This is a genomic window from Blautia sp. XA-2221, from assembly GCF_028767025.1.
Classification (GTDB): domain Bacteria; phylum Bacillota; class Clostridia; order Lachnospirales; family Lachnospiraceae; genus Blautia_A.
Map to the genome: position 1 here is coordinate 12,601 of NZ_JAJQXX010000011.1, position 21,551 is coordinate 34,151.

Annotated in this window: 21 protein-coding genes and 2 pseudogenes; 2 read left to right on the forward strand and 21 right to left on the reverse strand. The window is 37.3% G+C overall.

Annotation, left to right across the window (positions count from 1 at the left end; all coding sequences use genetic code 11):
• Positions 1-6: 6 nt before the first annotated feature.
• Positions 7-729 carry a YveK family protein gene (locus LU279_RS09795; RefSeq protein WP_274422350.1) on the reverse strand — a complete coding sequence of 241 codons (723 nt, stop codon included), beginning with the start codon at positions 727-729 and terminating at the stop codon, positions 7-9.
• 420 nt (positions 730-1,149) lie between these two features.
• Between LU279_RS09795 and LU279_RS09800 the strand changes: the two genes are divergently transcribed.
• Entirely contained in the window at positions 1,150-2,517 is a 1,368-nt protein-coding gene (locus LU279_RS09800; RefSeq protein ID WP_274422351.1) for an MATE family efflux transporter, read from the forward strand.
• A 106-nt stretch (positions 2,518-2,623) separates the two neighbouring features.
• Here the strand turns inward: LU279_RS09800 and LU279_RS09805 are convergent, their stop codons facing one another.
• The 6 genes and pseudogenes from LU279_RS09805 to LU279_RS09825 form a co-directional block, all read right to left on the reverse strand.
• On the reverse strand, positions 2,624-3,295 hold the full coding sequence (locus LU279_RS09805; RefSeq protein ID WP_274422352.1) for a hypothetical protein: 672 nt from the start codon (positions 3,293-3,295) through the stop codon (positions 2,624-2,626).
• 35 nt (positions 3,296-3,330) lie between these two features.
• A complete protein-coding gene (locus LU279_RS13625) occupies positions 3,331-3,519 on the reverse strand; it encodes a DUF3696 domain-containing protein (RefSeq protein WP_442870155.1) in 189 nt (62 codons plus the stop codon).
• On the reverse strand, positions 3,453-4,367 hold the full coding sequence (locus tag LU279_RS09810) for an AAA family ATPase (RefSeq protein WP_274422353.1): 915 nt from the start codon (positions 4,365-4,367) through the stop codon (positions 3,453-3,455). The genes LU279_RS13625 and LU279_RS09810 overlap by 67 nt, the downstream gene beginning before the upstream one ends.
• On the reverse strand, positions 4,336-5,508 hold the full coding sequence (locus tag LU279_RS09815) for a DUF262 domain-containing protein (protein WP_274422354.1): 1,173 nt from the start codon (positions 5,506-5,508) through the stop codon (positions 4,336-4,338). The genes LU279_RS09810 and LU279_RS09815 overlap by 32 nt, the downstream gene beginning before the upstream one ends.
• A gap of 549 nt (positions 5,509-6,057) precedes the next feature.
• Positions 6,058-7,359: an AAA family ATPase gene (locus LU279_RS09820; protein WP_274422355.1), complete on the reverse strand. Its 1,302-nt coding sequence runs from the start codon at positions 7,357-7,359 to the stop codon at positions 6,058-6,060.
• 79 nt (positions 7,360-7,438) lie between these two features.
• Positions 7,439-7,696, reverse strand: a pseudogene (locus tag LU279_RS09825) (transposase domain-containing protein); the annotation flags it as partial.
• Positions 7,697-7,716: 20 nt separating this feature from the next.
• On the opposite strand from LU279_RS09825, the pseudogene LU279_RS09830 reads away from it, so the two are divergent.
• Positions 7,717-7,983: pseudogene (locus tag LU279_RS09830) on the forward strand (transposase domain-containing protein); the annotation flags it as partial.
• Between the two features lie 95 nt (positions 7,984-8,078).
• Here LU279_RS09830 and LU279_RS09835 read toward each other — a convergent pair.
• The 14 genes from LU279_RS09835 to tagD are packed head-to-tail and all read right to left on the reverse strand — an operon-like array spanning position 8,079 to position 21,545.
• Positions 8,079-9,005 carry a LicD family protein gene (locus LU279_RS09835; RefSeq protein WP_274422356.1) on the reverse strand — a complete coding sequence of 309 codons (927 nt, stop codon included), beginning with the start codon at positions 9,003-9,005 and terminating at the stop codon, positions 8,079-8,081.
• 2 nt (positions 9,006-9,007) lie between these two features.
• Entirely contained in the window at positions 9,008-10,450 is a 1,443-nt protein-coding gene (locus LU279_RS09840; RefSeq protein WP_274422357.1) for a lipopolysaccharide biosynthesis protein, read from the reverse strand.
• Between the two features lie 7 nt (positions 10,451-10,457).
• Positions 10,458-11,333 carry a hypothetical protein gene (locus LU279_RS09845; protein WP_274422358.1) on the reverse strand — a complete coding sequence of 292 codons (876 nt, stop codon included), beginning with the start codon at positions 11,331-11,333 and terminating at the stop codon, positions 10,458-10,460.
• Between the two features lie 9 nt (positions 11,334-11,342).
• Positions 11,343-12,614 (reverse strand): O-antigen ligase family protein, encoded by a 1,272-nt coding sequence (locus tag LU279_RS09850; protein WP_274422359.1) that lies wholly within the window; start codon positions 12,612-12,614, stop codon positions 11,343-11,345.
• Between the two features lie 42 nt (positions 12,615-12,656).
• Positions 12,657-13,442 carry a glycosyltransferase family 2 protein gene (locus LU279_RS09855; protein WP_274422360.1) on the reverse strand — a complete coding sequence of 262 codons (786 nt, stop codon included), beginning with the start codon at positions 13,440-13,442 and terminating at the stop codon, positions 12,657-12,659.
• A gap of 27 nt (positions 13,443-13,469) precedes the next feature.
• Entirely contained in the window at positions 13,470-14,642 is a 1,173-nt protein-coding gene (locus tag LU279_RS09860; protein WP_274422361.1) for a glycosyltransferase family 4 protein, read from the reverse strand.
• Between the two features lie 31 nt (positions 14,643-14,673).
• Positions 14,674-15,105, reverse strand: coding sequence for a 4Fe-4S binding protein (locus LU279_RS09865; RefSeq protein WP_118567168.1), 432 nt, complete (start codon positions 15,103-15,105; stop codon positions 14,674-14,676).
• Entirely contained in the window at positions 15,086-16,048 is a 963-nt protein-coding gene (locus LU279_RS09870) for a Coenzyme F420 hydrogenase/dehydrogenase, beta subunit C-terminal domain (RefSeq protein ID WP_274422362.1), read from the reverse strand. The genes LU279_RS09865 and LU279_RS09870 overlap by 20 nt, the downstream gene beginning before the upstream one ends.
• 32 nt (positions 16,049-16,080) lie before the next feature.
• On the reverse strand, positions 16,081-17,181 hold the full coding sequence (locus LU279_RS09875; protein ID WP_274422363.1) for a glycosyltransferase family 1 protein: 1,101 nt from the start codon (positions 17,179-17,181) through the stop codon (positions 16,081-16,083).
• Between the two features lie 11 nt (positions 17,182-17,192).
• On the reverse strand, positions 17,193-18,194 hold the full coding sequence (locus tag LU279_RS09880) for a polysaccharide pyruvyl transferase family protein (protein ID WP_274422364.1): 1,002 nt from the start codon (positions 18,192-18,194) through the stop codon (positions 17,193-17,195).
• Positions 18,191-19,255, reverse strand: coding sequence for a glycosyltransferase family 4 protein (locus LU279_RS09885; protein ID WP_274422365.1), 1,065 nt, complete (start codon positions 19,253-19,255; stop codon positions 18,191-18,193). Before LU279_RS09885 ends, LU279_RS09880 begins: the two co-directional genes overlap by 4 nt.
• Positions 19,256-19,267: 12 nt before the next feature.
• Positions 19,268-20,326 carry an acyltransferase family protein gene (locus LU279_RS09890; RefSeq protein ID WP_274422366.1) on the reverse strand — a complete coding sequence of 353 codons (1,059 nt, stop codon included), beginning with the start codon at positions 20,324-20,326 and terminating at the stop codon, positions 19,268-19,270.
• Positions 20,326-21,114 carry a WecB/TagA/CpsF family glycosyltransferase gene (locus tag LU279_RS09895; RefSeq protein WP_274422367.1) on the reverse strand — a complete coding sequence of 263 codons (789 nt, stop codon included), beginning with the start codon at positions 21,112-21,114 and terminating at the stop codon, positions 20,326-20,328. Before LU279_RS09895 ends, LU279_RS09890 begins: the two co-directional genes overlap by 1 nt.
• 35 nt (positions 21,115-21,149) lie before the next feature.
• Positions 21,150-21,545: a glycerol-3-phosphate cytidylyltransferase gene (gene tagD / locus LU279_RS09900; RefSeq protein ID WP_274422368.1), complete on the reverse strand. Its 396-nt coding sequence runs from the start codon at positions 21,543-21,545 to the stop codon at positions 21,150-21,152.
• Between the last annotated feature and the right edge of the window lie 6 nt (positions 21,546-21,551).

Here is a 21,551-nt window from a genome sequence, read left to right on the forward strand (position 1 = left end):
AGGCTGTTATTTTTTTCTTCTGTTCTTATTAATATAGTCTTTTCTATCCGGAACAGAAGCCAAAACCGGAATACCCAGATATTTTTCCACATCTTCTTCAGACTTAATGCTGTCATCCATAACCGTAAGCACACAGATAATTCCACCGCAGAGAATAATACCTGCAAGGAATCCGATCAGAATGTTCTTTTTCAGGCTTGGTGAAGTCTGCACTGTGGGGATCTTTCCTTTTTCGATAATTTTCGGCGGAACTACTTCCATTTTATCGCCAATGTATTCAGAAGAAATCTCAACGACTTTATCTGTGATCTTTTTGGCAAGTTCTCCGTCTGTATTCACTACAGAAACTTCCAGAATCCTTGTATCTTCCGGATTATTTACAGAAATGCTCTCTCTGAGGTCTTCTGCGGTCATATCCAGATCAAGCGCTTCGATCACATCTTCCATTACGCTTGTACTTTTTATCAACACCTGATAATCTGCTGCCAGCTGTGATCCTAACTGCAGGTCTGCAATAGAGGTCAGAGTTGTCTCCTTGGACAAAACAAGAATACTGGATGTGGAAGTATACAAAGGTTCCATAAAAAATGCTGTGTACGCTCCATACAAACAGCTTCCCAGTAACCCTACTGCAAGAATAAGAAATAATTTTCTCTTAAGCGCAAAGAATATTTCTCTTAAATCAATCACATCTTCGTCCGGAACATCTCTTCTTTCGTTTAATTCCATCTTTACTCCTTCTAAACCCTTCTAAATCTTCTAGTTTCATAAAACAATGCGAGATCATACTCAGAATCCCAAAGTACATTTACATAAAACAACGGCAATGGACTGATATCACTGCCTTGCTCCTATGTTACTATTGTCAATCTGTTTTTTCAATCAGATCTTTCAAATTCTTATCGCATTATTTTTCATTCTATCATATACATAATAAGTTGTAAATCTGAAAAATGCCGGAATTCATCTACATTCCTCCATTTTTCCTCAAATTTCTGCTTTCCCTGCAAGCTCTGTTTTTTATCTCCTCTTTTTTCATCTGTTTCCGAAAGAAATATCCTTTTTATCAGTTGAATTGCCCCAGGGCTTCTGCTATAGTAATGTTCGGTGCAGGTATCCTGCACACTTTTTGGGTGGGAGAAATGAATTATGAAAACTTCAGCAGATCTTGGAAAAGATCCGGTATCTTCACTGGTGCTGCGTCTTGCCATTCCGGCAATGATCGCCCAGTTTGTCAATGTTCTTTACAGTATTATTGACCGCATGTACATTGGACATATTCCCAAAATCGGAGCTCTGGCTCTGGCAGGTGTGGGCGTATGCGGTCCCATTGTAACACTTCTGTTGTCTTTTGGGACTCTGGTCGGTCTGGGCGGTTCCATTCTTCTGGGAATCCGAATGGGAGAACGTGATCTTCCAAAAGCCAGACAGATTTTGTCCAACTCCTTTTTAATGCTGTGCGGATTCTCTGTTATTCTTACAGTGGCATTTCTTTTTATGAAAGATCACCTTCTGATATGGTTTGGAGCCAGCGAGATCACTTTTCCATATGCAGATACTTATATGACCATTTACACTGCCGGAACTTTTTTCGCACTGATGGCGGCAGGTCTTAATTATTTTATCAACTGTCAGGGATTCCCGGTTGCAGGAATGACAACTGTACTCATTGGCGCAATTTCCAACATTATACTTGATCCTGTTTTTATCTTTTTATTCCATATGGATGTGGCAGGAGCAGCCATTGCCACTGTCATTTCTCAGATGGCGTCCTGTACTTTTGCGTTGCTTTTTCTGTTCAGCAAAAAAGTTCATGTACGCATTTCCTTTGGAAATTACAGTCGGCGGCTGATGCTTAATATTATTTACCTTGGAATGTCCCCGTTCCTGATCCTTGCAACAGACAGTATTCTTCTAATCGTTATGAACACTGTTCTTCAAAAATACGGCGGACCGAAGCAGGGCGATATGCTGATCACCTGCGCTACGATTGTTCAGAGCTATATGCTACTGATCACCTCTCCCATGATTGGGATCAGCGGCGGAACTCAGGCGATCATCAGCTATAACTACGGCGCCCGCCAGACACAACGTGTCAAAAAAACAGTACGCACAAACCTGGCACTGATGCTTATGTTTACTACTTTTATGTTTATCCTGTCCCGCTTTGTTCCGGGAAGCTTTGTCCGCCTGTTTACCTCCAGTAAGGAATACATGGACTTCTCTGTCTGGGGAATCAAAATATTTACCATGATGATCATTCCTTTAAGCTTCCAGTATGTATTCGTAGATGCACTGACTGCTCTGGAACGCACAAAGACAGCGCTTTCCCTTTCTGTATTAAGAAAACTGCTGTACGTTGCCGGAACCATTACTCTTCCGCTGTTCTTCCAGGCGTCTGCGGCATTCTATGCAGAACCGCTGTCAGATTTTGTCAGCGCCGTTGTTTCTACTGCTGCGTTTCTTCTGATCATTGACAGACATTTAAAGAAAAGGGAGGCTGCAGTGGCTACTTAACATAAAGTATTGCCACTGTAATACCTCATAAAAACATCGGAAATTCCTGAAATATTATATGTACGTCTGTTTGTAATATTGTTTTTTATTGCTACAGCCCCCAAAGTTATCCATTATCACTAACGCTGTGATCTCTTTCCATACGCAGGACATAAAATATACCATCATCTCTGAATCCAAAACATCTCTTGGGATTTACACAGCGAAATTTATCTATCTGTTTATCCGAATATTTACTTGTCAAAAACCAGTTTTTTCCTTTAGAGGACGGAGAATACTTCTTATATACAAGAGACTTGTCCTGAAATACTTCATTCCAATCCTCCAATTGTACAAATCTGTCAAATGCTCGAATACAATCACAGATCACATCTTTTTCAAAATAATCAAATCCATGCTCTCTTTCCAGCCTTGAAAAGTTCAGACGTGCCCCTTCGGCAATTGAGGTTCCTGATACATCTAAGTCATTCCATTTATACATTGCACTTAAATCCTGGCCCATTTCCTCTAAATCCCAGAATGGAGGAGAATCTGTAGTCGATAATAAAAGAGACTTCAAACGTTTTGCCATATCACTCTTTTCTCCTCTTAAATCATTCCATGTTTTATCCGGAGTGATTTTTCGCCCATAAAAATCTGAAGATTTGTATATTTTTTCGCCTTGCTCCTTCACATATTTCAAGCATTTCATTACTGGTTTTATTTCATCAAAAAAACTGTCAAGGTTTTTAAATTGTCCCTCTAACGATAATTCATTTAAGTATATTCTGTTCATCATGCACCCCACATTATATGCGCACTGATCTGTCCCTTTTATAATCCTAGCAAATCGTCCAGATCTTCATCAAACTGATCGAACAAACCCTTCTCATAATTTTTAATAATCCCATTTTCATCTATTTCTATGAAAACCGGTCTGCTCAGATAATTCTCATCTAATTTAAAGAAATATACCTTTGCCTGTTCTGCAGATATTTTTTCTGCTTTATACTTTTTCTCAATCCATTAAAAATATGATCACTATGTGTTTCTACAATAATCTGCAAACCTCTTGCAGATAAAAAGCTAAGAAATTCCAGCAGCTTTGACTGCGCTCCGGGGTGAAGATGAATTTCAGGATTTTCAATAATGAACAAGCTTCCTTTTTTGCAGGATAATGCGGAAATAATTACATTTGCAAGATAGCTTACCCCTGTTCCAACATGGCCAGGCTTCACAGCTCTGCTTCCACTTAGCTTTCTACTATAGGAAACTCTTACTACTTCTGTCCCCAAAACACGCTCTGCGATCACCTGATATCCCATAATATAATTTAACCAGTAATCTACCTGGCTTCCCAGATTCGCTCCGATCTCCGGATATTGAAAATCCGCTTCGCATAATGGATTCCATTTATTTTGACTCAGATAATCAAATGCATACTCTCCATGAACCCCGATCCTGTATTCATCTGTTAAATTCTGTGGATAAATATCTTCTGCTCCCATTCTTTCCGCAGATAAATAGATAAAATCCATCTTGGAAACCGCCTGCATATTTTCTGTTTTAAATTCTCTGTCTGCGTATAGCTCAAATTGACATTTCTCTTTTGATTCCTCTGTCTCTACACTAATTTTGACTTTTTTAGCATTTGTAACTGTGTTTTTTACATCCTGAAGGAGTCCCAGACGAACATATTTGCCGTTTAACGGGTTCTGTATCTTATCCTTCTGCTGTATCAAAAGTAAAATAGCCTGTATCATTGACGATTTACCTGCTGAATTTATTCCAGTAAATAGGTTCAGATTTTTTAAAGTAAGCTCCTCACATTCAAAGCATTTAAACCCCTGCACGCTTATTTTTTCTAACATCTATAATCTCCTTATACTTGTCTGTCACCTTTTGAAAACGTTTCGCCACACGAAAAGAACTGTCTACCGTGTACTGTAGACTTTCTAAATATTCTCCATCACACAGTAATTCTTTTACCCCCTGTCTCATCATACTGATATCAAAATTTTTTTCGAACAATGTATAATAATAAAACAGCGTTTCAAACAAAGTCATACTGATAGGTCTTCTGCTCTTGCCCTTAGATGGAATCCTGAATCCATCTTCCCCCATACATTCATATGCTCTTTGCATTGTCTGATCAAACAATTTTTCTAATGCATATAATCTTTCCTCTGACATACTGTTAAAAAGCTGCATTCCTGTTCCGAGAAATTCTTCCATATCACTTCGATACTCTATCTTTTCATTATTTGAATTTACTATTTCTCCCTGATATAACAAATAAAAGCATAAGGCACGAAGGATAATATACTTGTCTTTCATATGTGTTGGAGAAATTGAATTTCCTGTTGCTTTTTTAAAACTTGGCATATGAGACAGCCTGTTCAACAGCTTTGTTGCATTTCCCTGATATAATGCATTTCGCATTTCCTGCTTGTTAAGCGGAGTACCGCCTCGATTTACTCTGTCAAAAATATCAAATCTTACTCTGTCTTTCGTAGGGTGTTTAATGATCTGTATTGCAAGCTGCGTATCCTCAATCATAGTCACATATCGGGAATACTTGATATTTTTGTCCATTTCCTGTATGTTCATACCATTAATCTGTTTTAATATCTTCAAATCTCTTAACCGAAAACTATTATTCAAAAATTCAAAAAAAGTTGTAAGACGCTGGCGTCCATCAACTACAACCAGTTTTCCATCTGCATTTTCTGCTAAATAAATCAGCGGAAGAGGAATCCCCATAATAACAGATTCAATTAATTCTGACTTTTGTTTATTCGACCATACAGCTAACCTTTGAAAATCCGGATCAACACATATCATTCCTCTGTCATATCGTCTCTTTAATTCAAAAATAGAAAACCTGGCAGACTCAATTTTTATACTCAGGTCAGGATAATCTTCTGTTACATCATCTTCTGTATGCTCTTCTTTTACTTCCATAGTATTATAATCTTCTAAATCAACTACCTTTTCCTTATCCTCAATCATTGGTTTTCCCTCGTTATAAAAATATGAATTTAACAACTAACTTTAGTTGTTTTACTTCTAACTGATTTCTAGGCCAGCAAAATCTGCCTTGAACTTCCATGCGTTTATACAGTAGCACAAATCCATCGGATTCGCAGAACATCTGTTCTGACCGTTGCGATATAAGTCTTATCGGCAGCTGTGATATCCCCTAACATTCCAACTCCTTCATAATATGAAGTGTCTGAGCCAAAAGCTGTAGATGTATAATGTTATCAGACATGGTTCTATACCTCCTATGGTATATTTTGTGTGGTAACTTTATTCTACCAAACGGCTATAGACCATGTCTATTTTTATGAAATTGAATTTGCAAAATTAATTATACATTATCGCGCTTACATTGCTTCTTCTTTCACTCGCTCCTTAAAGCTCTTTTGTTCTGCCATAATTTTCCTCTCAAAAAAGTAAGAGGGTCAGCACCTGAACACAAAATAACTACATAACAGAAATTTTTGTACTATTTACATTTCATATTTTTCAATCCTGCACTGATGTTCCTTAGTTTTCTTATCGTAATTGATTCCTACAAGTAAGATATCTGGAACTGTTTTGCATATGAACATCCTGCAGCATTTTGGCTACCGCTGTCTCATCCATTGCAAGGGTCGCTTTTAGAAGTTTCTCCGAATTTTCGATTGCCTTGTAAACTTCATCCCACCCTCTATTTCTAGTTGCAAGGACAAATGCACTGCGTACTTCTTCATTCGGAATAAAAGCTTCTTCAGTTTTGCTGTCATAGGCAAGGTATCCCAGATGAATCAGCAATGTCAAAACATCATCTGCACAGTGGAATGTAGTCATATCATTATGGAAAGAACCTACTTCTATTTTGATTCTTAATCCGCCCAGCATATCCACAATTCTCTGCTTTAGATCGTCAAAGTCCATTTCGATATAAACTTTGAGTGATTCATATGTTTCTGTTTGTGACCAGTAATTTTGAAATTCTTCGTTATTGATTGCTTCCATTACAGAATTCGGGCTGTATACATGACCAACCCGGTTCAAATAGTAACCATCATACCATTTCTTCATTTCTGTAAATGGCATATCATACTCTTTGCAAAGCACCTTAACTTCTGTTTCCGTAAAGCCAATATACTTTGCAATCCCTCCCGGTGAAATCATGGTAAGTTCTCTAAAATTATTTAAAGCAGACTGTGTACCATATTTCTTAATTGGCAGAATTCCTGTGATATATGCCAGTTTTACGAATCGATCAGCTGGACCTCCCTTGAAAAGACTTCTAAGAAAATTAATATACTCAGACTGCAAAGCAAGATTTTCCTTATCTTCTCTAAATACACAATCCCACTCATCAATGATGATAATGAACTTTTTCTTAGTTTCCTGGTTGATATTTGCAAGTGCTGCCGCAACGGAATTTTCTTTTTCATTCACATATTGAGGATATTCCTGTCGAAGCTCTTTCAAGATCTCGCTCTGTATATATCCTAATACAGTCGTGTTTTCTCCCTCTTGAATTTTTCCGATTGCAACGCCACGCATCCACTGAACATCAAGACTAATTACATCATACTTATTGAGGTGCAGTTCAAATGTTTTATCCTTTGCAATTTCAAGATTGCTAAAGACTTCACTGGAATCGCAACCTTTACTGTAATATGAAGTTAGCATCTGAGCAGCCAATGTTTTCCCGAATCTTCTCGGTCTGCTGGACGCAATCAAATGTTTTGCTTTTCCAATACAACCATTCATATATGCAATCAAACCTGTTTTATCGACATAAGTATCTGCCTGAACAAGTTCTGCAAATATTTCATTCCCTGGATTTAAATAGAGTCCCATACTTGCACTCTTCTTTCCGTAAACGCAAAATAGCGAGTACCTTGACATTTTTTGGCGGCTGCTTTGCAGCCACCAGTATTTAAGATTTGCGAATTTCTGCCGGAAGTTTTTCTGACCAAGGCAAAAGATCTTCCAAAAAGGAATAGTCCCTGTTATCCATGTGTTTCGGGATTTCTTCCAAAAGATATTCTACATAATCAAAAGGCTTCAGATTATTCGCTTTTGCAGTTTCCACAATGCTGTAAATGATTGCGGAAGATTTTGCTCCGTGAATTGTATCGATCATCTGCCAATTCTTCTTTCCGATACAAAAACCACGGATTGCTCTTTCGGCAGCTTATTCTTATATGAAGATAAGCTGCCGAACGTGCGATCAAGAATTTTGCCATTGGACGCCGGAACTGGCTGTTTGCTAAAAGTATCAAGGGCGCAGATGCCAGTGCGACCGTATACAGTATAACGGAAACAGCACTACTGAACAGCCTGAAACCTTATAACTATCTGACGTATGTCCTGGGACAAATGAAAGATCTTGGTCCATTTCCCAAAGAAAGTGATTTGCTTCAGCTGCTTCCATGGTTAAAATCGCTCCCAGCTGACTGCTATACAAAACTGAAAAAATAATTTGTATCCGCCCGGTGTAAACTACCGGGCGGTTTTCTCTTGTCAAGATACGGATTATTACCTACTTACAAACAATTTATACCTTTTATGAAAAATCATAACTTTTCCAAAGATAAATCGCCCGCAAAATACTGCTCCAAAAGTGGACTATTCTCATATTCAGTATATGGACAATTAGGGTCATAAAAAACTTCAAAAGAATGATGCGTTCCTCTTTTTTCAATAGGAGGCATTTCCATATAGGCCCCATATCGTGTAGACAAACACCTGTCATACCCCTTAGGGATTCTTACTTTAGTATACTCGAACGGAACATAAATCGATTTCTCAACATCTGCTCGATAGAACAAGTGTTGTCCAGTTTTAGCATAATTGGGCAAACAAGGAGTATCCACATATATCGAATTTTTATGTGAATTTTGTAATCTGCAAACTTTATCGAACAACGACCAAGTTCTTTTAATTCCGATTAAATTAACCAAGAATGCTCTAGCTTTCTTTTTGATGTTCATGCTTTGTGATGGCAAAAAATAACACGCCATGCTTCTTTCTAAAAAACTGGTGAGCTTTAGTTGTATATTTCTAATTACTTTATTGTCAGCTGCATCAAAGACATATATTTCGATAAATGCACCTTTATTACCGTTTTTATTGAGATCCCCTCTGGTAATTCCTGTTGTCCTTGCATCTCTGATTCGTAACAATGTATCGACGCCGTGTTCTGAAATACCATACTGTACATCTATATACTCGGGCCAATCACTCTTGTCGGCATTTAGAAATTTTTCAAAGTCCTCACGTAACATACCAAGGTCAATATCATCGTCCCACGGTATAAACCCTTTATGTCTAACCGCCCCAATGGCAGAACCAAACAATAAATAATAATTTATATTTTCTCGTATACATACTTCTTCCAGAAATGACAGCAAATCCAATTCAGTCACCCACAACTTTTTTCTATTCGCAGACACTTTATATCCATCAATTACTTCATCAGTCAGATACTTACGATCAAGCATATTTAATCTCCCTTCTTCTTAAGATTGAGGATGCGAATAATCACACTGCGCTTCACATAGAGTGCAACCATTGTGACTAGAACAACCACATATCTTATTACTGTATAGTTATACAAGCTTGATGCCAACACGGACAATAAGACAGAAATCAATGCAACGCCCCAAATGGCCTTGCCATTAAAAGGTTGCTGTATGCCTTCCGCTTTACATATCCTAAGCATAAAAAAATAATGAAGCATGCTATATAGAATGTAGCACACTAAGGTGGTATATCCTGCTGCCACAAATCCAAACATCGGGATAAAGATGGCATTTAATATGATATTGATAACAGCTGCTGTTAACGTACCAAACATAACAAACTTAGTTTTCTCATAATAGAACGCAAAGTTTCCAATTAGACTGTACAGCATATTAAATACTATACTCATTGCAACTGGAGGAACAATCCAAACAGCTTCAAAATAGTCTTTTCCACCTAAAATCAAGATTATTTCAGGGGCAAACAAAGAAAACAGAAAACACATAATAGACATCACAATTAAAATTGTGAGCGTCATCTCACCGATTTTCTTGTATTTTTTTTCAGAAATACATTGATATGCCCACGGCGCAAAGGAAGCATGTATTGCATTTGTCAGAATATTCATCAATACAGCAATCTGATAGGCTACTGTATATACAGCTGCATCACCCATACTTGTGATTCTGCTAATCATAATTCTGTCAGACTGGTTTAATATTGTTTGTGATAAATAATGAGGAATTAAAGGTAAATTGTAAGTAACTGCATATTTCCAATATTGGGGTTGAATTAATTTTTTCCCTTTCTTCAATATTTTAAGATACACCAAACCATAAACCACAACATGCACTACCACGATGCCCAAAACTTTCAACTCTGCCCGGTAATTCGAACTCACTAAAACAAAAACAACACTTAATGCAGATGCCAATACGTTTGAAATTAATGTAATAGCAACAACGCTTTTATATTCAAATTCAAAGCGTTTCCTAACTGTCCAAAAAAGCATCGCCTCTGTGAAGAAAATATCTGTAAACATCATGACCATAAATACAGTACTTAATTCAAAAAGGCTATTCCAATACTCATATCCCACAATGTACACGACAAAAAAAGCAACAGTCACACACGATGACAGAAATAGTGTTGATGAAGCATACCCATCTCTATCATCTTTGTATTTAATCATCGCCTTATTAAACACACCTGTAGCCAATTCTAATGTAACTATAATCGTGATGATCCCCAGCCAAGAGTTATATACACTTATAGTTCCATACTCTTCTTGTGTTAGAATTCTCGTGAATATTGGTGTAGTGAGCATCGATATCCCACGCTGAACAACACTGCAAAAGACAAACCAAAGCGATGCCTTTACTGGTGCAGACATACTACTATATTTTGTAAATATTTTGTTCATAAGATTGCTATCGTCCTCCGTTTTTTTTTATTTTCCGAATAGTCTTTTTTACCATTCGACCGCAAATATAGGGTATACTTTCCATAGGACTATTGGTTGCAAACATGAATCTTTCTGGGCTAATTTTTCTTTTATTGTATTTTTTGAAAAGATTATCCAGCTCACAGTACGACATACATAGTACTTCTCTAATAGAAATACCATACAAAGGTGCTCCATGCACTTTCCCATTAATCGAAAAGAATCTTACATTCTCCAGATCTGCAATATGCTCATATTGTGCAATATCTTCGTCACAGGCATTCGCATAGAAGAAATACAATGTACCCTTGTATTCATTTATCAACTGTTTCAAATCCATATACTGCTGCTCAACACGATATTTATCGAAATATCTAATTGGATGGTATTTGTTATAGATTTCCAGTGATATCTGTGGGGAAAAAGCATAAATTGCTTCTGCGTTCAATAAACATCCAAATAGTATTGCCATGAATCCACCTGCCGAAGATCCAACTGTAACTACTTTATATCCTTGAGTTAACATTTTCAGTTTTTCAGCGACCTTATAATGGCTGTTAAATTCCGCGCTAATCCCTTCAATACAGAAATTTTTATAAATATCCCTAACAAAAATCTGCTTTGCAGCTTTTTCTTGAAGTTTTTGTTCGCTTCCAATATTCATCCATTCAAATTTATCTTTTTCAACAACTTCTTTTTTAAATTCTGAAATTGTTGTTGGAAAAAACAAACCATGGGAAGTAAAAAATATGTAACAGTACCCCCCCTGCCTGTCAAAATTCAAAACCTTATAATTTTGTAAATTTGAATAAGCTTCAAATATTTCTTGATTGTCTCTTGCATTTTCAAATATTTCATACATAATATGCGTCTACCTCTCCACTTCTATTGCATTCCTTTTTCTATTAGCTCCATCCAATAAATAAGGTAACAGAATTAAAAACGGATAAATATATCTTGATTGTGCTAAACTTGTATTCAGCCACACCAGTGCAAATACTAATCCTAATATAATATTCTTCTTTTTGAGAATTGGTTTTAGAATATACGGGTAATAAACAAATATTGCCGCAGGGATTCCTGCTGCTGTTACAAAACTTACAATAAACGCACCTGTCGCATAAACCCCACTAGTTACAATAGCATTGGTTAATTCAGTAAATCCTGAGCCTAAAAACAACGCCAAAGGATTATTTTTGATTATCTCACCACATACATTCATCATCGATAATCTAGCATTCCCTGATGCATTTTCAAAACTTTGCATCTCATTAAATTTTGAAAACACAAAAATATTCAAAATACTATCTGTACCACACATACTGTTGTTAATAATTAAGAAAATCAGAACAACAACTATAATGCCAATAACATATCTTCGTGCTCGCCGATTTAGTATATCAGTATTACGCTTGACAAGAAATCCGACAATAATAATCCCCAAAGACATATATCCAGTCGTACTACCAGTTGTTAAGATGGTAATGATGAGAAGCAATATGCTTATTGTATAATGTTTCTTTGGCATTTCAAGATATTCCGGAAAGTAAAGTCCAATCATCAACGCCGCATTAAGTACCATTTGATATAAACCTGGTTCTGTAAAAATCCCATTATTTCTGAAACCGGCATACACTCCACGATAGGTATAAAAAAGCGTACCATAAAAGTCACTCAGTTCCCAACCAGGAACTTGTACCAAATATTGTTTTAATTTACTGGCATCAAAAATCTGAACAAGATAGAATCCTAAGCTTATTACTGCAAAGAAGAGAATAGCCTTCACAACTCTATTAAAAAAATGCTCTTTATCGATATTAAATGCAGTAAATAGAAGGATGAGTGGTTCTATAACCTTGATTGCAACAGTGAGAAAATATGGCTGACTGTGAACAAATACTAATACAAACATAAAAACAACAATAACCAGCATGTGGACAATATATTTATTTTGAAATTTATTTCTATTCATCAGAATGTACACAGCGCCAATAATTAAACTCAGGTATGTAAATGTCCATTCATTTAATGAATAGATTTTTGCGCCGTGTGATATTATCAGTAAATATATCAAGAAATATTGCAAAATAGTATTGATATTAGTATTACATATCACCTTGTTTTCACCAATCGTGATTTTCACTTTACTCCTCCTTAAAACGCCAATCAGGATATGTTTAATTGATTACAGTTTCTCTACATGAATCGCTAAATCTTTACTCCTGACTGAAGCAATCCTATCAATAATCTTATAAATCTTCAGTTTCGCCAGCACTTTTTCGTATGGTTTCATGCCGCCTTCTTCATTTAGGTATGCCATTCTATCACCTGACTTCTGTCCTTCGTGAATTCTAAAACCAGAGACAACAGAATTGATGCTATACAAACGCTCCTTTTCCGCAAAACGCTTCCACAGATCAAAATCGCCGGCGAGTTTAAAATGGGTATCAATACCACCAACAGATTCATACAATGCTCTACTCCAAAAACTCGATTCTTGTTGCAGGCATCCCAATTTAGGTCCATTGTGCCAGCCTTTACGAATAAATTCGTGTGGAAACACCTGAATGCCTTTGCCAACGATATAATTGATTCCGTCTTCAGTATATCGCGAACCAAGTCCTACACACCACTGAACTTTATGTCCGTTGACCTCTTTGTTGATTACCTTATTGATAGTAGCAAGCGTCCAAGGCATATACATATCATCAGAATTAATCCAACAAAAGACATCTCCTTTTGCCATTTTGAATCCTTTTGAAATAGCATCATACATACCATTATCCTTCTCACTTATCCAGCGCATCGGATATTTTCCTTCATATTTCTTTATAATTTCAAGCGTCCCATCTTTAGATCCGCCGTCTACAATAATGTGTTCAAAATCTCGATAAGTTTGAGACATCATACCTTTAATACACTCTTCTAAATATTCTTCTGAATTATATGTAGGTGTTATTACACTGATCATACGTTACTCCCTCTTTATTTCTGACATTCACACTTCAAGAAACTTATTCAATCTGTTACTCCAACTTCTATAATCAAACATTGTTTTCGAATTTTCTTTGGAGTTATTTTTTAATTGTTGTCTTTCTTCAAAAGACTTTGATATAGCTCTTCTTATTGCATTTGCACAATCTTCTGGTTCGCAACCATCAAAAATGATGCTGTCAACATTGTCTGTCAAAAAGTCTTCCGTATAATCACCTACTCTGGTACAAACTGGTACGATTCCATAATTCATCATTTCAGGAACCTTACTCGGAAAATTTGATATCGTATATTGATTATTCGGTCTTGCTAACAACAAATAGTCTGCAGTAGAATATAAGCTCATCAATTCTTCGTATTCGAGCCATCCGTGAATATGAAGAATATTTTTAAATTTATCTAATATGTATCCGTATTTTCCCAGATATTCTTTGATCTGCTCAGGTTTATTATTTGTTATGTGAAATTGGAATTTCTCCAATTCTTCGCCGGAAAGTGAATTCAAGGCAATTAACATGCTATCAAGTGCATCTTTCTTAGAAAACGCACCAGCATAGATAAATTTAACTGGGTTACCATTTTCACAAACTTCACCCAAGCCGGCTTCTTCCGAATCGATTAAAGGCGGTAAATAAAAAGTACTACAACTCAAAGCATCAAAATGCCTTTGAAGATTTTTGCTAATTACAATCACTTTTCCCCAATATGGCATCCATTTATAAAATATCCTATGCCATAACAGATACACAGGATCTAGCTTGCCAAGCTTATACTGGCTTGCCATCGGCCATTCTACTACGCATGTAATTATATGTTTTTTAGGAATGCATTGATATTTTTTTGCTATTTGTGAAAACAAACTAATATATCCGCCATACAAGATGAAATAATCATCTGAATTAATATTCCATTTGCTCAACTCACGATGTATTAGATTTCCAAATAACAGCGTTCCCTTGATTTTCATTGGCATCTTTTTCTTCTGAAACGGAATATTAACACAAATTAAATTTTCGTCAACTTGTACTTCGGTTCTATCTTCACCATTATGGCTTCCGATTGCAATTACATCCCATCCGGCATAAGCTAAGGCTTTGCTCATATATAAAATATAATTAGAATTAGCATCCCCATGTGGCAATTTGCTGTTACTTAAAATAAAAACTCTCTTCTTCATTATGCTGTGTTCCTCACATTCCGTTACACAATCAATGGTTTGGACACGCATTGATACATTTGTAACATCTTATACAAATTTCGGCATCAACAACGGGGTATAAAAATCCCTCTTCGTCAGGCAAGAGAGTTATTGCGCCGGTATGAATATAATCCTTCACAAGATTTTTTCCTATTTGGCAGCTAAAATTATAACCATCTTCACCGTTAAGATTTCCTTCTATATTCCGTTTTGCTCGAATTGGTCTGTCATCTCCACTCAAGGGACACACCGCATAACATGCACCGCATCCACAACATTCTTCACGCTTCGCGTATAGTTCCGGTAGCTTTTTCTCATTTTCAGAATCTTTCACAAAAACATAACGCACCGATTCGTGTGGTCTATATTTCTGCCACTTATTTGATACTGGTTGGCACTCATCTGGTAAATACACTCCAGCCTTATTTTGATAAATTTTCATCGTTTTTTCCCAATCTTCTAAATAATTGATATGCTGCTTTTCTCACATATCGTTTAACCTTGAACAGGCCAGTTCCATTTTCAAATAACATTACATCTAGAATGTCAGACGAATGATATTTTCTCCAAAATGCGTTTCTATCCGCAGGTTCCTTAAACGAATCTGTAAGTGCAGGCTGCATATAATTTTGAATATCTACTTCTCTTACATACAAGTCTACATCTTCCATCATTTTTTCTCCGCGATTGGAATTAACCAAAACCAGTGATATGCCTTTTTCATCAAAGAAATCTGCTTCTCCTACTCCCCAAGCGTCTCCCAATGTTATATCTGATACACGATTCAGCCCTCTATACAAGCACTTGTAACAGCTAGGTCGTATCATGTTATGTCCATAAAATAATTTTGCATATTCATCACTATCATACTGTTTGGAGTTTGTGTAAATTGTTTCCTTAGCTGCCGCCCATCCGAACTTAGATTTATTCCGAAAATCGAATTGAACCAACTCATCATCAATACTTTCCATTTTCTTATTAAGCCATGCGGTGCATACACCAGGGCTCGGAATTCCCCGACATACTATATCCAGCGTAAAAAGATTATTCTTTTCAACCTTAGGACACGCACTAATTATTCCTGCAACTTGACAAGCTGTTCCTGAAAACAGCACCTTTTTACCATTATGTAAATCTATCAGTGCTTGTTTCATTCCATCTGAACTGTCACTTTGTACATATTTAGATCCCTGCAGTTTAGACAGATCTGCCGAATTATCTATTCTAATATGTTTAGCTACTTTTTCACCAATATCAAAATAGCACCCATACACTACGCCATCGTATTCATCCATAAATCGCTGTGCTATTGCAAAAAAAGCACCACCGGATCTCGATTTCATCCTAATATCATCTTTTGTATGTTTTGCAACATAAGCCCTCATGATGTTCCCCTTTATGTTTCTAGACTACAAAGCTAAATACGTTCAAACCACGCAAAAAGTTTCTGAGAAGCTACTTTGATATCAAACCCATGTTCAATAACGCTTGTGCACTCATCTTTTCTTTTGAAGTCGTAAAACTTTTCTATTTGTTTTGACCACTGTTCCGCAGGTGTCCCTAAGTTTAAATAAACTGTATTTTCCGTCACTTTTGTTTCGTGCGGAATTACATCAGACATAACACAAGGCAATCCAGCCGTCTGTGCTTCAATCGCAACAATTCCCAAGCCTTCAAATTTGGATGGCATTAAAAACACATCCATAGCCTGAAGCAAATCCGGTACATCTGTTCTTAATCCCAGAAAATGTATGTTATCTTCTAAACCGTATGTGCTTACCTTTTCTTTTAATCTCTTCTCATCTTCTCCGCTGCCAATCAACAATAAGACTGCATTTGTTTTTTTCTTAATCAATTCACGGAAAATTTCTATCATGAAGTCCTGGTTCTTCTGAAAGTGTAACCTACCGACATTTCCTATGACAAAGTTATCTTCCAAACCCAAATCTTTTCTCATTTTACAGCGTACATCTTCTCGATAGCGGTAATTAAACGTATTTATTGCGTTAGGAATCACTCTATAGTTTTTATTCTCTTTCACCGAGTTAGGATAGCTCCATTCAGCCGCCAAATCAGAGCAAGCCCAAAAATCAGTTGCATATTTCGCCACAAAATTTTTATTTATTGTATGACGAACCAACTGAGATTTACTTCCCATTGCTTCAGAGTTATGGGCATGTATAATTCTTGTTTTAATACCAAATTTCTTTGCAAACTTCAACAAATCTAAATTACAGAACATACAGTCATTCAGCCATGCGGCGTCATACTCTGTAGCATGTTCCTGCATATACTCTTTAAATCTGCGATGGTATTCAAAAAATGATTTTTTTCTGCTCGGAAGATGATAAACTTTTCCCCCGAGAGCAATTACTTCTTGTTCAATTGCAATTTTTTCATACGGAGCAATAAAGTCAAATACAATATCGTTATCTTGCATCCCGCGTATATAACTCAGCATAAAAGTTTCCATACCGCCCAGATTATCAGTCATTCCATATACAAGAACCCGTTTCATTACTAACCTCCTTAAGAAATAAATCCTCTTAAGTACTGCTGAGATTTATCTCGTTTTTCCTTTAATTCTTCTGAAACTTTTATATAATCTACTGGGACTCGCTCCATTTCACTCAGTGTTTCATACTTGCAAGCATTTCTGTGTTCTAAATGAAATTCTTTAATGAGCTCAAGGATTTTCTCTTTTCCATCTGCAAATGAACAGAATTGTCTATGAAAATGGATCGACAGTGCAGTTCCATGAAATGTATCCGTCACTACATATTCTGCATTCATAAACAGCCCTAAAACTTCAAAGGGTGATGCCGGAAGGCTAAAATCGCACCAATCAAACTTATTTCCGACCGCTACAATCTTTAAGCCTTTCTGCTTTGCAAACTCTTTTGTTCGTTTAATTTTGTCCGTATCAAAAGAATATGTATAGACTAAAAGATACTTATCCAATTGTGGCTTAACAGCATACTTTCTTAGATCGACTAAAAATGTAGGGTCTACATGCACATCGATTTCTTTATCCGTCAATTCTTGATAGACGCTCTGAGTTCGTGTATCACGAACAGAAATGCTATCCAATTTACGAATGCCATCTATTACAAACTGATATCCACGTACCTGCTCTGAAGATGTCCCATTAGAACATACCGCATATGTGATAATCTTTTTGCTGTCGATACCCACGCCCCAATATTCTGGTAAGGGTTTAACCGTCTTTCCATTTAACTGCCACATCTCATCACTTCCAATGATGACAAGATCGTACCCGCTTTTTTTCTTCGTCTTTTTTAATTTCTTCTGTGCTTTATTCCATTTATATCTGAACTCATTTCTGAAAGCGATTCGATCCAGATGATACGCATATAAATTGTGAACATTCCAATAAACTGACTTCAAAGATCTTGTAGTAATATATTCCACATCCTGATTGTTTTCTTTCAAAAATTCACCTAATGAAAACGCCTGTAAAAAAGCACCATAATTCACAGCTTCGCAGAATGTAATTATTCCAATTTTCATTTGCAGATTACTCCTTCATACACTTTCTCTATTTCTTCAATATGTTTCTCCAACGAATATCTAATCTTCACAATCTCCAGACTCTGCTTACCCATATTTTTTCTCATGGTATCATCCGTCAGAATTTGAATAATCTTCTCCGTAAAACCAGTCATATCTCCTGGCTCACGCAGGAAGCCATTTTCGCCCTCATGAACAATTCTCGGAATCCCCCCAACATTGGTAGAAACAATCGGTAAACCATATCCCATTGCATCCAGCACCGACATCGGCATTCCTTCCGTATAGGACGGCAGAAAGAAAACATCGCTCTCTTTCAGTAACTTTTCCTTATGTTCGCCGCGAACCCAGCCTGGGAAAGCAAAATGCTCAGAAACACCTGCGGCTATCGATTTAGACTTTACCTGCTCGATTTCGCCAGCACCTGCGACCACCATTTTAATACCCGGCACAACTTCAGCTACACGCTTAGTCACATCAACTATGTCATAGCATCCCTTCATCTGATTGATTGCTCCTAAAAACAACACCTGATTGTTACACTGGCTTCTGTCAATTCCATCTTTTACGATACTATAATTTTCAATAACCGTCATTTTCTCGGTTGGAATAACTTCTGAAAATCGCTCTTTCCAACTTTCAGACAAAACAATAAATCTGGCACATTTACTCCACGCCTTCCGAACCAGCTTCTTTTTTCGCTCAGATGCGTTGGTGTAAAGCTTATCAAACTCCGAACCGTGAATATGATTAATCATCGATTTCTTTGCCCAAGATGACATATAGATAAAGGGAAGTGAACGATAAAAAGAAGGACCAAAGGAAGAATGCATATGTACAATATCAGGACGGTCTACCAACAATACTTTAGCAAAGTGGAAATATCCGCAGATACCCTTGAATAACTTTGTCAGTTTTCCACCATCTTTGTAGGACTCGACATATATCATGTCATAGTCCTGTTCCAACTTAGAGCCATAATATCCGCTTACTACAGCAGCAATACCACCCTTGACCATTTTATTCTGTACAATCATGCAAACCTTAGTTTTCTTTTGCATTCATATTTCCTCTCAGTTCATTTTATTTAAAATTCGTTTAATCAGTTTTCCTGATGCCCTTCCTACAAAACGCCAGGAAAGCCATGCAAGAGCAAATGTTACTGTAACAAGCAGTAACAAGCACCAACCCCAGTCCCACAGGTTAATCAAGTCATAATGCACAATTACATTCAGCACAACCCAGTGATAGAGGAAAATTCCGTAGGTGAGGTCGCATTTGATACGAATCGCAGGTAAGCAGTACCCCCCCCCCCCGATAGCAATTAGCGGTGCTAGAATTCCAACCATAATTCCCGCATAGTATCCCGGAAGATTCCAGTTTAAGAGTCTCAGAACTGTATATACAGCCAGTAACGGCAGTGTCATTTTTTTTAGAATTGGAATAAGTACATCTCGCTTATGGTAGATAAAGCATCCCAGCAAGAACCAAATGAAATATGGCACAAATGCCCTTTCAATCATCTTGGCAATCGCTCCGCCGAAGTATTTTGCGGCATAGTCACAGCCCACATTCACTGCAGCACTTACAGTCAGAGCAATACCCCACTGCACATTATTCATCTTTTTCAGAAAGTCATTGAGGAAGCAAATGACAATGTAAAGCTGAATTTCCGTAAAGATTGTCCAAAGGGAGCCATTGACACTGCCTGTTGCAAAATTTGCGAGACAACCGGGAGTATTGGCAACTCCGAAAACCTGCGTTCCAAGCCAAACAATAATACTTTTATCCAGCAAATTCGGCACTACACTACATAGCATAATAAGATTCACAATAGTACATACCCACAGTTCCGGGTATAGACGTACAACTCGTTTGAGCATATATTCCTTTTTTGACTTAGAACGTTCCAATGAAGCCGTAACAAGGAATCCACTAATTGCAAAAAGTAATACAACTCCGGGAAAAAAGTGCATGACAGATACCATCGTATCCATTGCCTTTATCGGTGTATTTGAAAATGCCTGAGCCTTCCATGCAAAATGCCCCAGCATTACGCTAATAGCAGCCCAATAGCGAATCAAGTCAAAACCATTATTATAAAAATCTTTATCTTGAAATTTTTGCTTCATTATTTACCCCTTATCACTGCATTCCAAATAAACTTCGTGTTCGTCACCAAATATCTCTTGAACAGTCTCTTCGGATCTTGCATCAATCTATAAACCCACTCAAGATTGCACTTCTGCATCCATTCGGGAGCTCTCTCAATGTTTCCAGCAAAATAGTCAAAGCCGGCTCCCACACCGACCATAAATCCATCAATTACTCCTTGGTGTGCCGCCATCCACTTTTCCTGTTTCGGAGCACCCAGTCCAACCCACACAAAGTCAGGTTTTGTCTCATTGATACGCTTAACCACAGCAGCATCTTCTTCCGGGGTTGTCGGTCTGAACGGCGGGCTGTACATCCCAGCAACCTGAATTCCCGGATAGTTCTCGGTCAGAGCTTTATATAACTTCTCAAGAGTTTCTTCCGTGGAGCCATAAAAATAATGACGATAGCCCTTTTCCGCGGAAATTTTCAAGATTTCTCCCATATAAGAAGGCCCCGTGGTTCTCTCCATTTTTTCATAACCACGCTTACGACCAACTGTAGATAAAGGGCCGCCGTCTGGGATTGCCATAATACCGCCGTTCTGCACGGTACAATAATCTGCATCATTATAAGAAGTAACTGTAGTGTGTACATTAGAAACACACATATAGTCACCAGATAAGTCTTTGATGTTCTTATCCGTAAAATCCAGTAGCCAGTCCATATTGATGGCAGCTATATTTACCCCCATGATGTTGCACGTGGGGATCTGGGTCTTATCCACTATGCGATTATAATTTGGGGCAAAGGTTCCTATATTCATACTCAGTGGACTCCTCCCTGCTTTTCCAGTTTAATTTACTTCTTATTCAGATCATTCTTAATCTGTGTGGTACTGATTTCAGGGGTTCTCGGCAGATAAACAACCTCAACTCCTTCCTCTTTCAAGAAGTCAAATTTACCCTTCCAATCATCACCCATTACAAAAGTATCTACATGATATTCGTGCACATCTGTTCTTTTCTGTTCCCAATTTTCTTCAGGGATAACAAGATCGACATAACGAACAGACTCAAGCAGTGCCTTTCTCTCTTCGTATGTGAAATAGCACTTTTTCTGTTTCTCATTCCAGTTGAATTCATCTGAAGACAGCACCACGATCAAATAATCACCCAATGCCTTTGCACGGCGGAGAAGATTGATATGACCATAATGCAGCAGGTCAAAGGTTCCGTATGTAATCACGCGTTTCATAGTTGA

Bases quoted from the DNA above. Each gene is read 5' to 3' on its own strand.
- LU279_RS09865 (WP_118567168.1), bottom strand. From the start codon at position 15,105: ATGAAAATTTATCAAAATAAGGCTGGAGTGTATTTACCAGATGAGTGC.
- LU279_RS09885 (WP_274422365.1), bottom strand. From the start codon at position 19,255: ATGCAAAAGAAAACTAAGGTTTGCATGATTGTACAGAATAAAATGGTC.
- LU279_RS09870 (WP_274422362.1), bottom strand. From the start codon at position 16,048: ATGAGGGCTTATGTTGCAAAACATACAAAAGATGATATTAGGATGAAA.
- LU279_RS09895 (WP_274422367.1), bottom strand. From the start codon at position 21,114: ATGAATATAGGAACCTTTGCCCCAAATTATAATCGCATAGTGGATAAG.
- LU279_RS09795 (WP_274422350.1), bottom strand. From the start codon at position 729: ATGGAATTAAACGAAAGAAGAGATGTTCCGGACGAAGATGTGATTGAT.
- tagD (WP_274422368.1), bottom strand. From the start codon at position 21,545: ATGAAACGCGTGATTACATACGGAACCTTTGACCTGCTGCATTATGGT.
- LU279_RS09860 (WP_274422361.1), bottom strand. From the start codon at position 14,642: ATGAAGAAGAGAGTTTTTATTTTAAGTAACAGCAAATTGCCACATGGG.
- LU279_RS09835 (WP_274422356.1), bottom strand. From the start codon at position 9,005: ATGCTTGATCGTAAGTATCTGACTGATGAAGTAATTGATGGATATAAA.
- LU279_RS09855 (WP_274422360.1), bottom strand. From the start codon at position 13,442: ATGATCAGTGTAATAACACCTACATATAATTCAGAAGAATATTTAGAA.
- LU279_RS09880 (WP_274422364.1), bottom strand. From the start codon at position 18,194: ATGAAAATTGGAATAATTACATTCTGCGAAGCTGTGAATTATGGTGCT.
- LU279_RS09815 (WP_274422354.1), bottom strand. From the start codon at position 5,508: ATGATTGAGGATAAGGAAAAGGTAGTTGATTTAGAAGATTATAATACT.
- LU279_RS09805 (WP_274422352.1), bottom strand. From the start codon at position 3,295: ATGATGAACAGAATATACTTAAATGAATTATCGTTAGAGGGACAATTT.
- LU279_RS09845 (WP_274422358.1), bottom strand. From the start codon at position 11,333: ATGTATGAAATATTTGAAAATGCAAGAGACAATCAAGAAATATTTGAA.
- LU279_RS09875 (WP_274422363.1), bottom strand. From the start codon at position 17,181: ATGAAACGGGTTCTTGTATATGGAATGACTGATAATCTGGGCGGTATG.
- LU279_RS09810 (WP_274422353.1), bottom strand. From the start codon at position 4,367: ATGTTAGAAAAAATAAGCGTGCAGGGGTTTAAATGCTTTGAATGTGAG.
- LU279_RS09800 (WP_274422351.1), top strand. From the start codon at position 1,150: ATGAAAACTTCAGCAGATCTTGGAAAAGATCCGGTATCTTCACTGGTG.
- LU279_RS09890 (WP_274422366.1), bottom strand. From the start codon at position 20,326: ATGAAGCAAAAATTTCAAGATAAAGATTTTTATAATAATGGTTTTGAC.
- LU279_RS09820 (WP_274422355.1), bottom strand. From the start codon at position 7,359: ATGGGACTCTATTTAAATCCAGGGAATGAAATATTTGCAGAACTTGTT.
- LU279_RS09840 (WP_274422357.1), bottom strand. From the start codon at position 10,450: ATGAACAAAATATTTACAAAATATAGTAGTATGTCTGCACCAGTAAAG.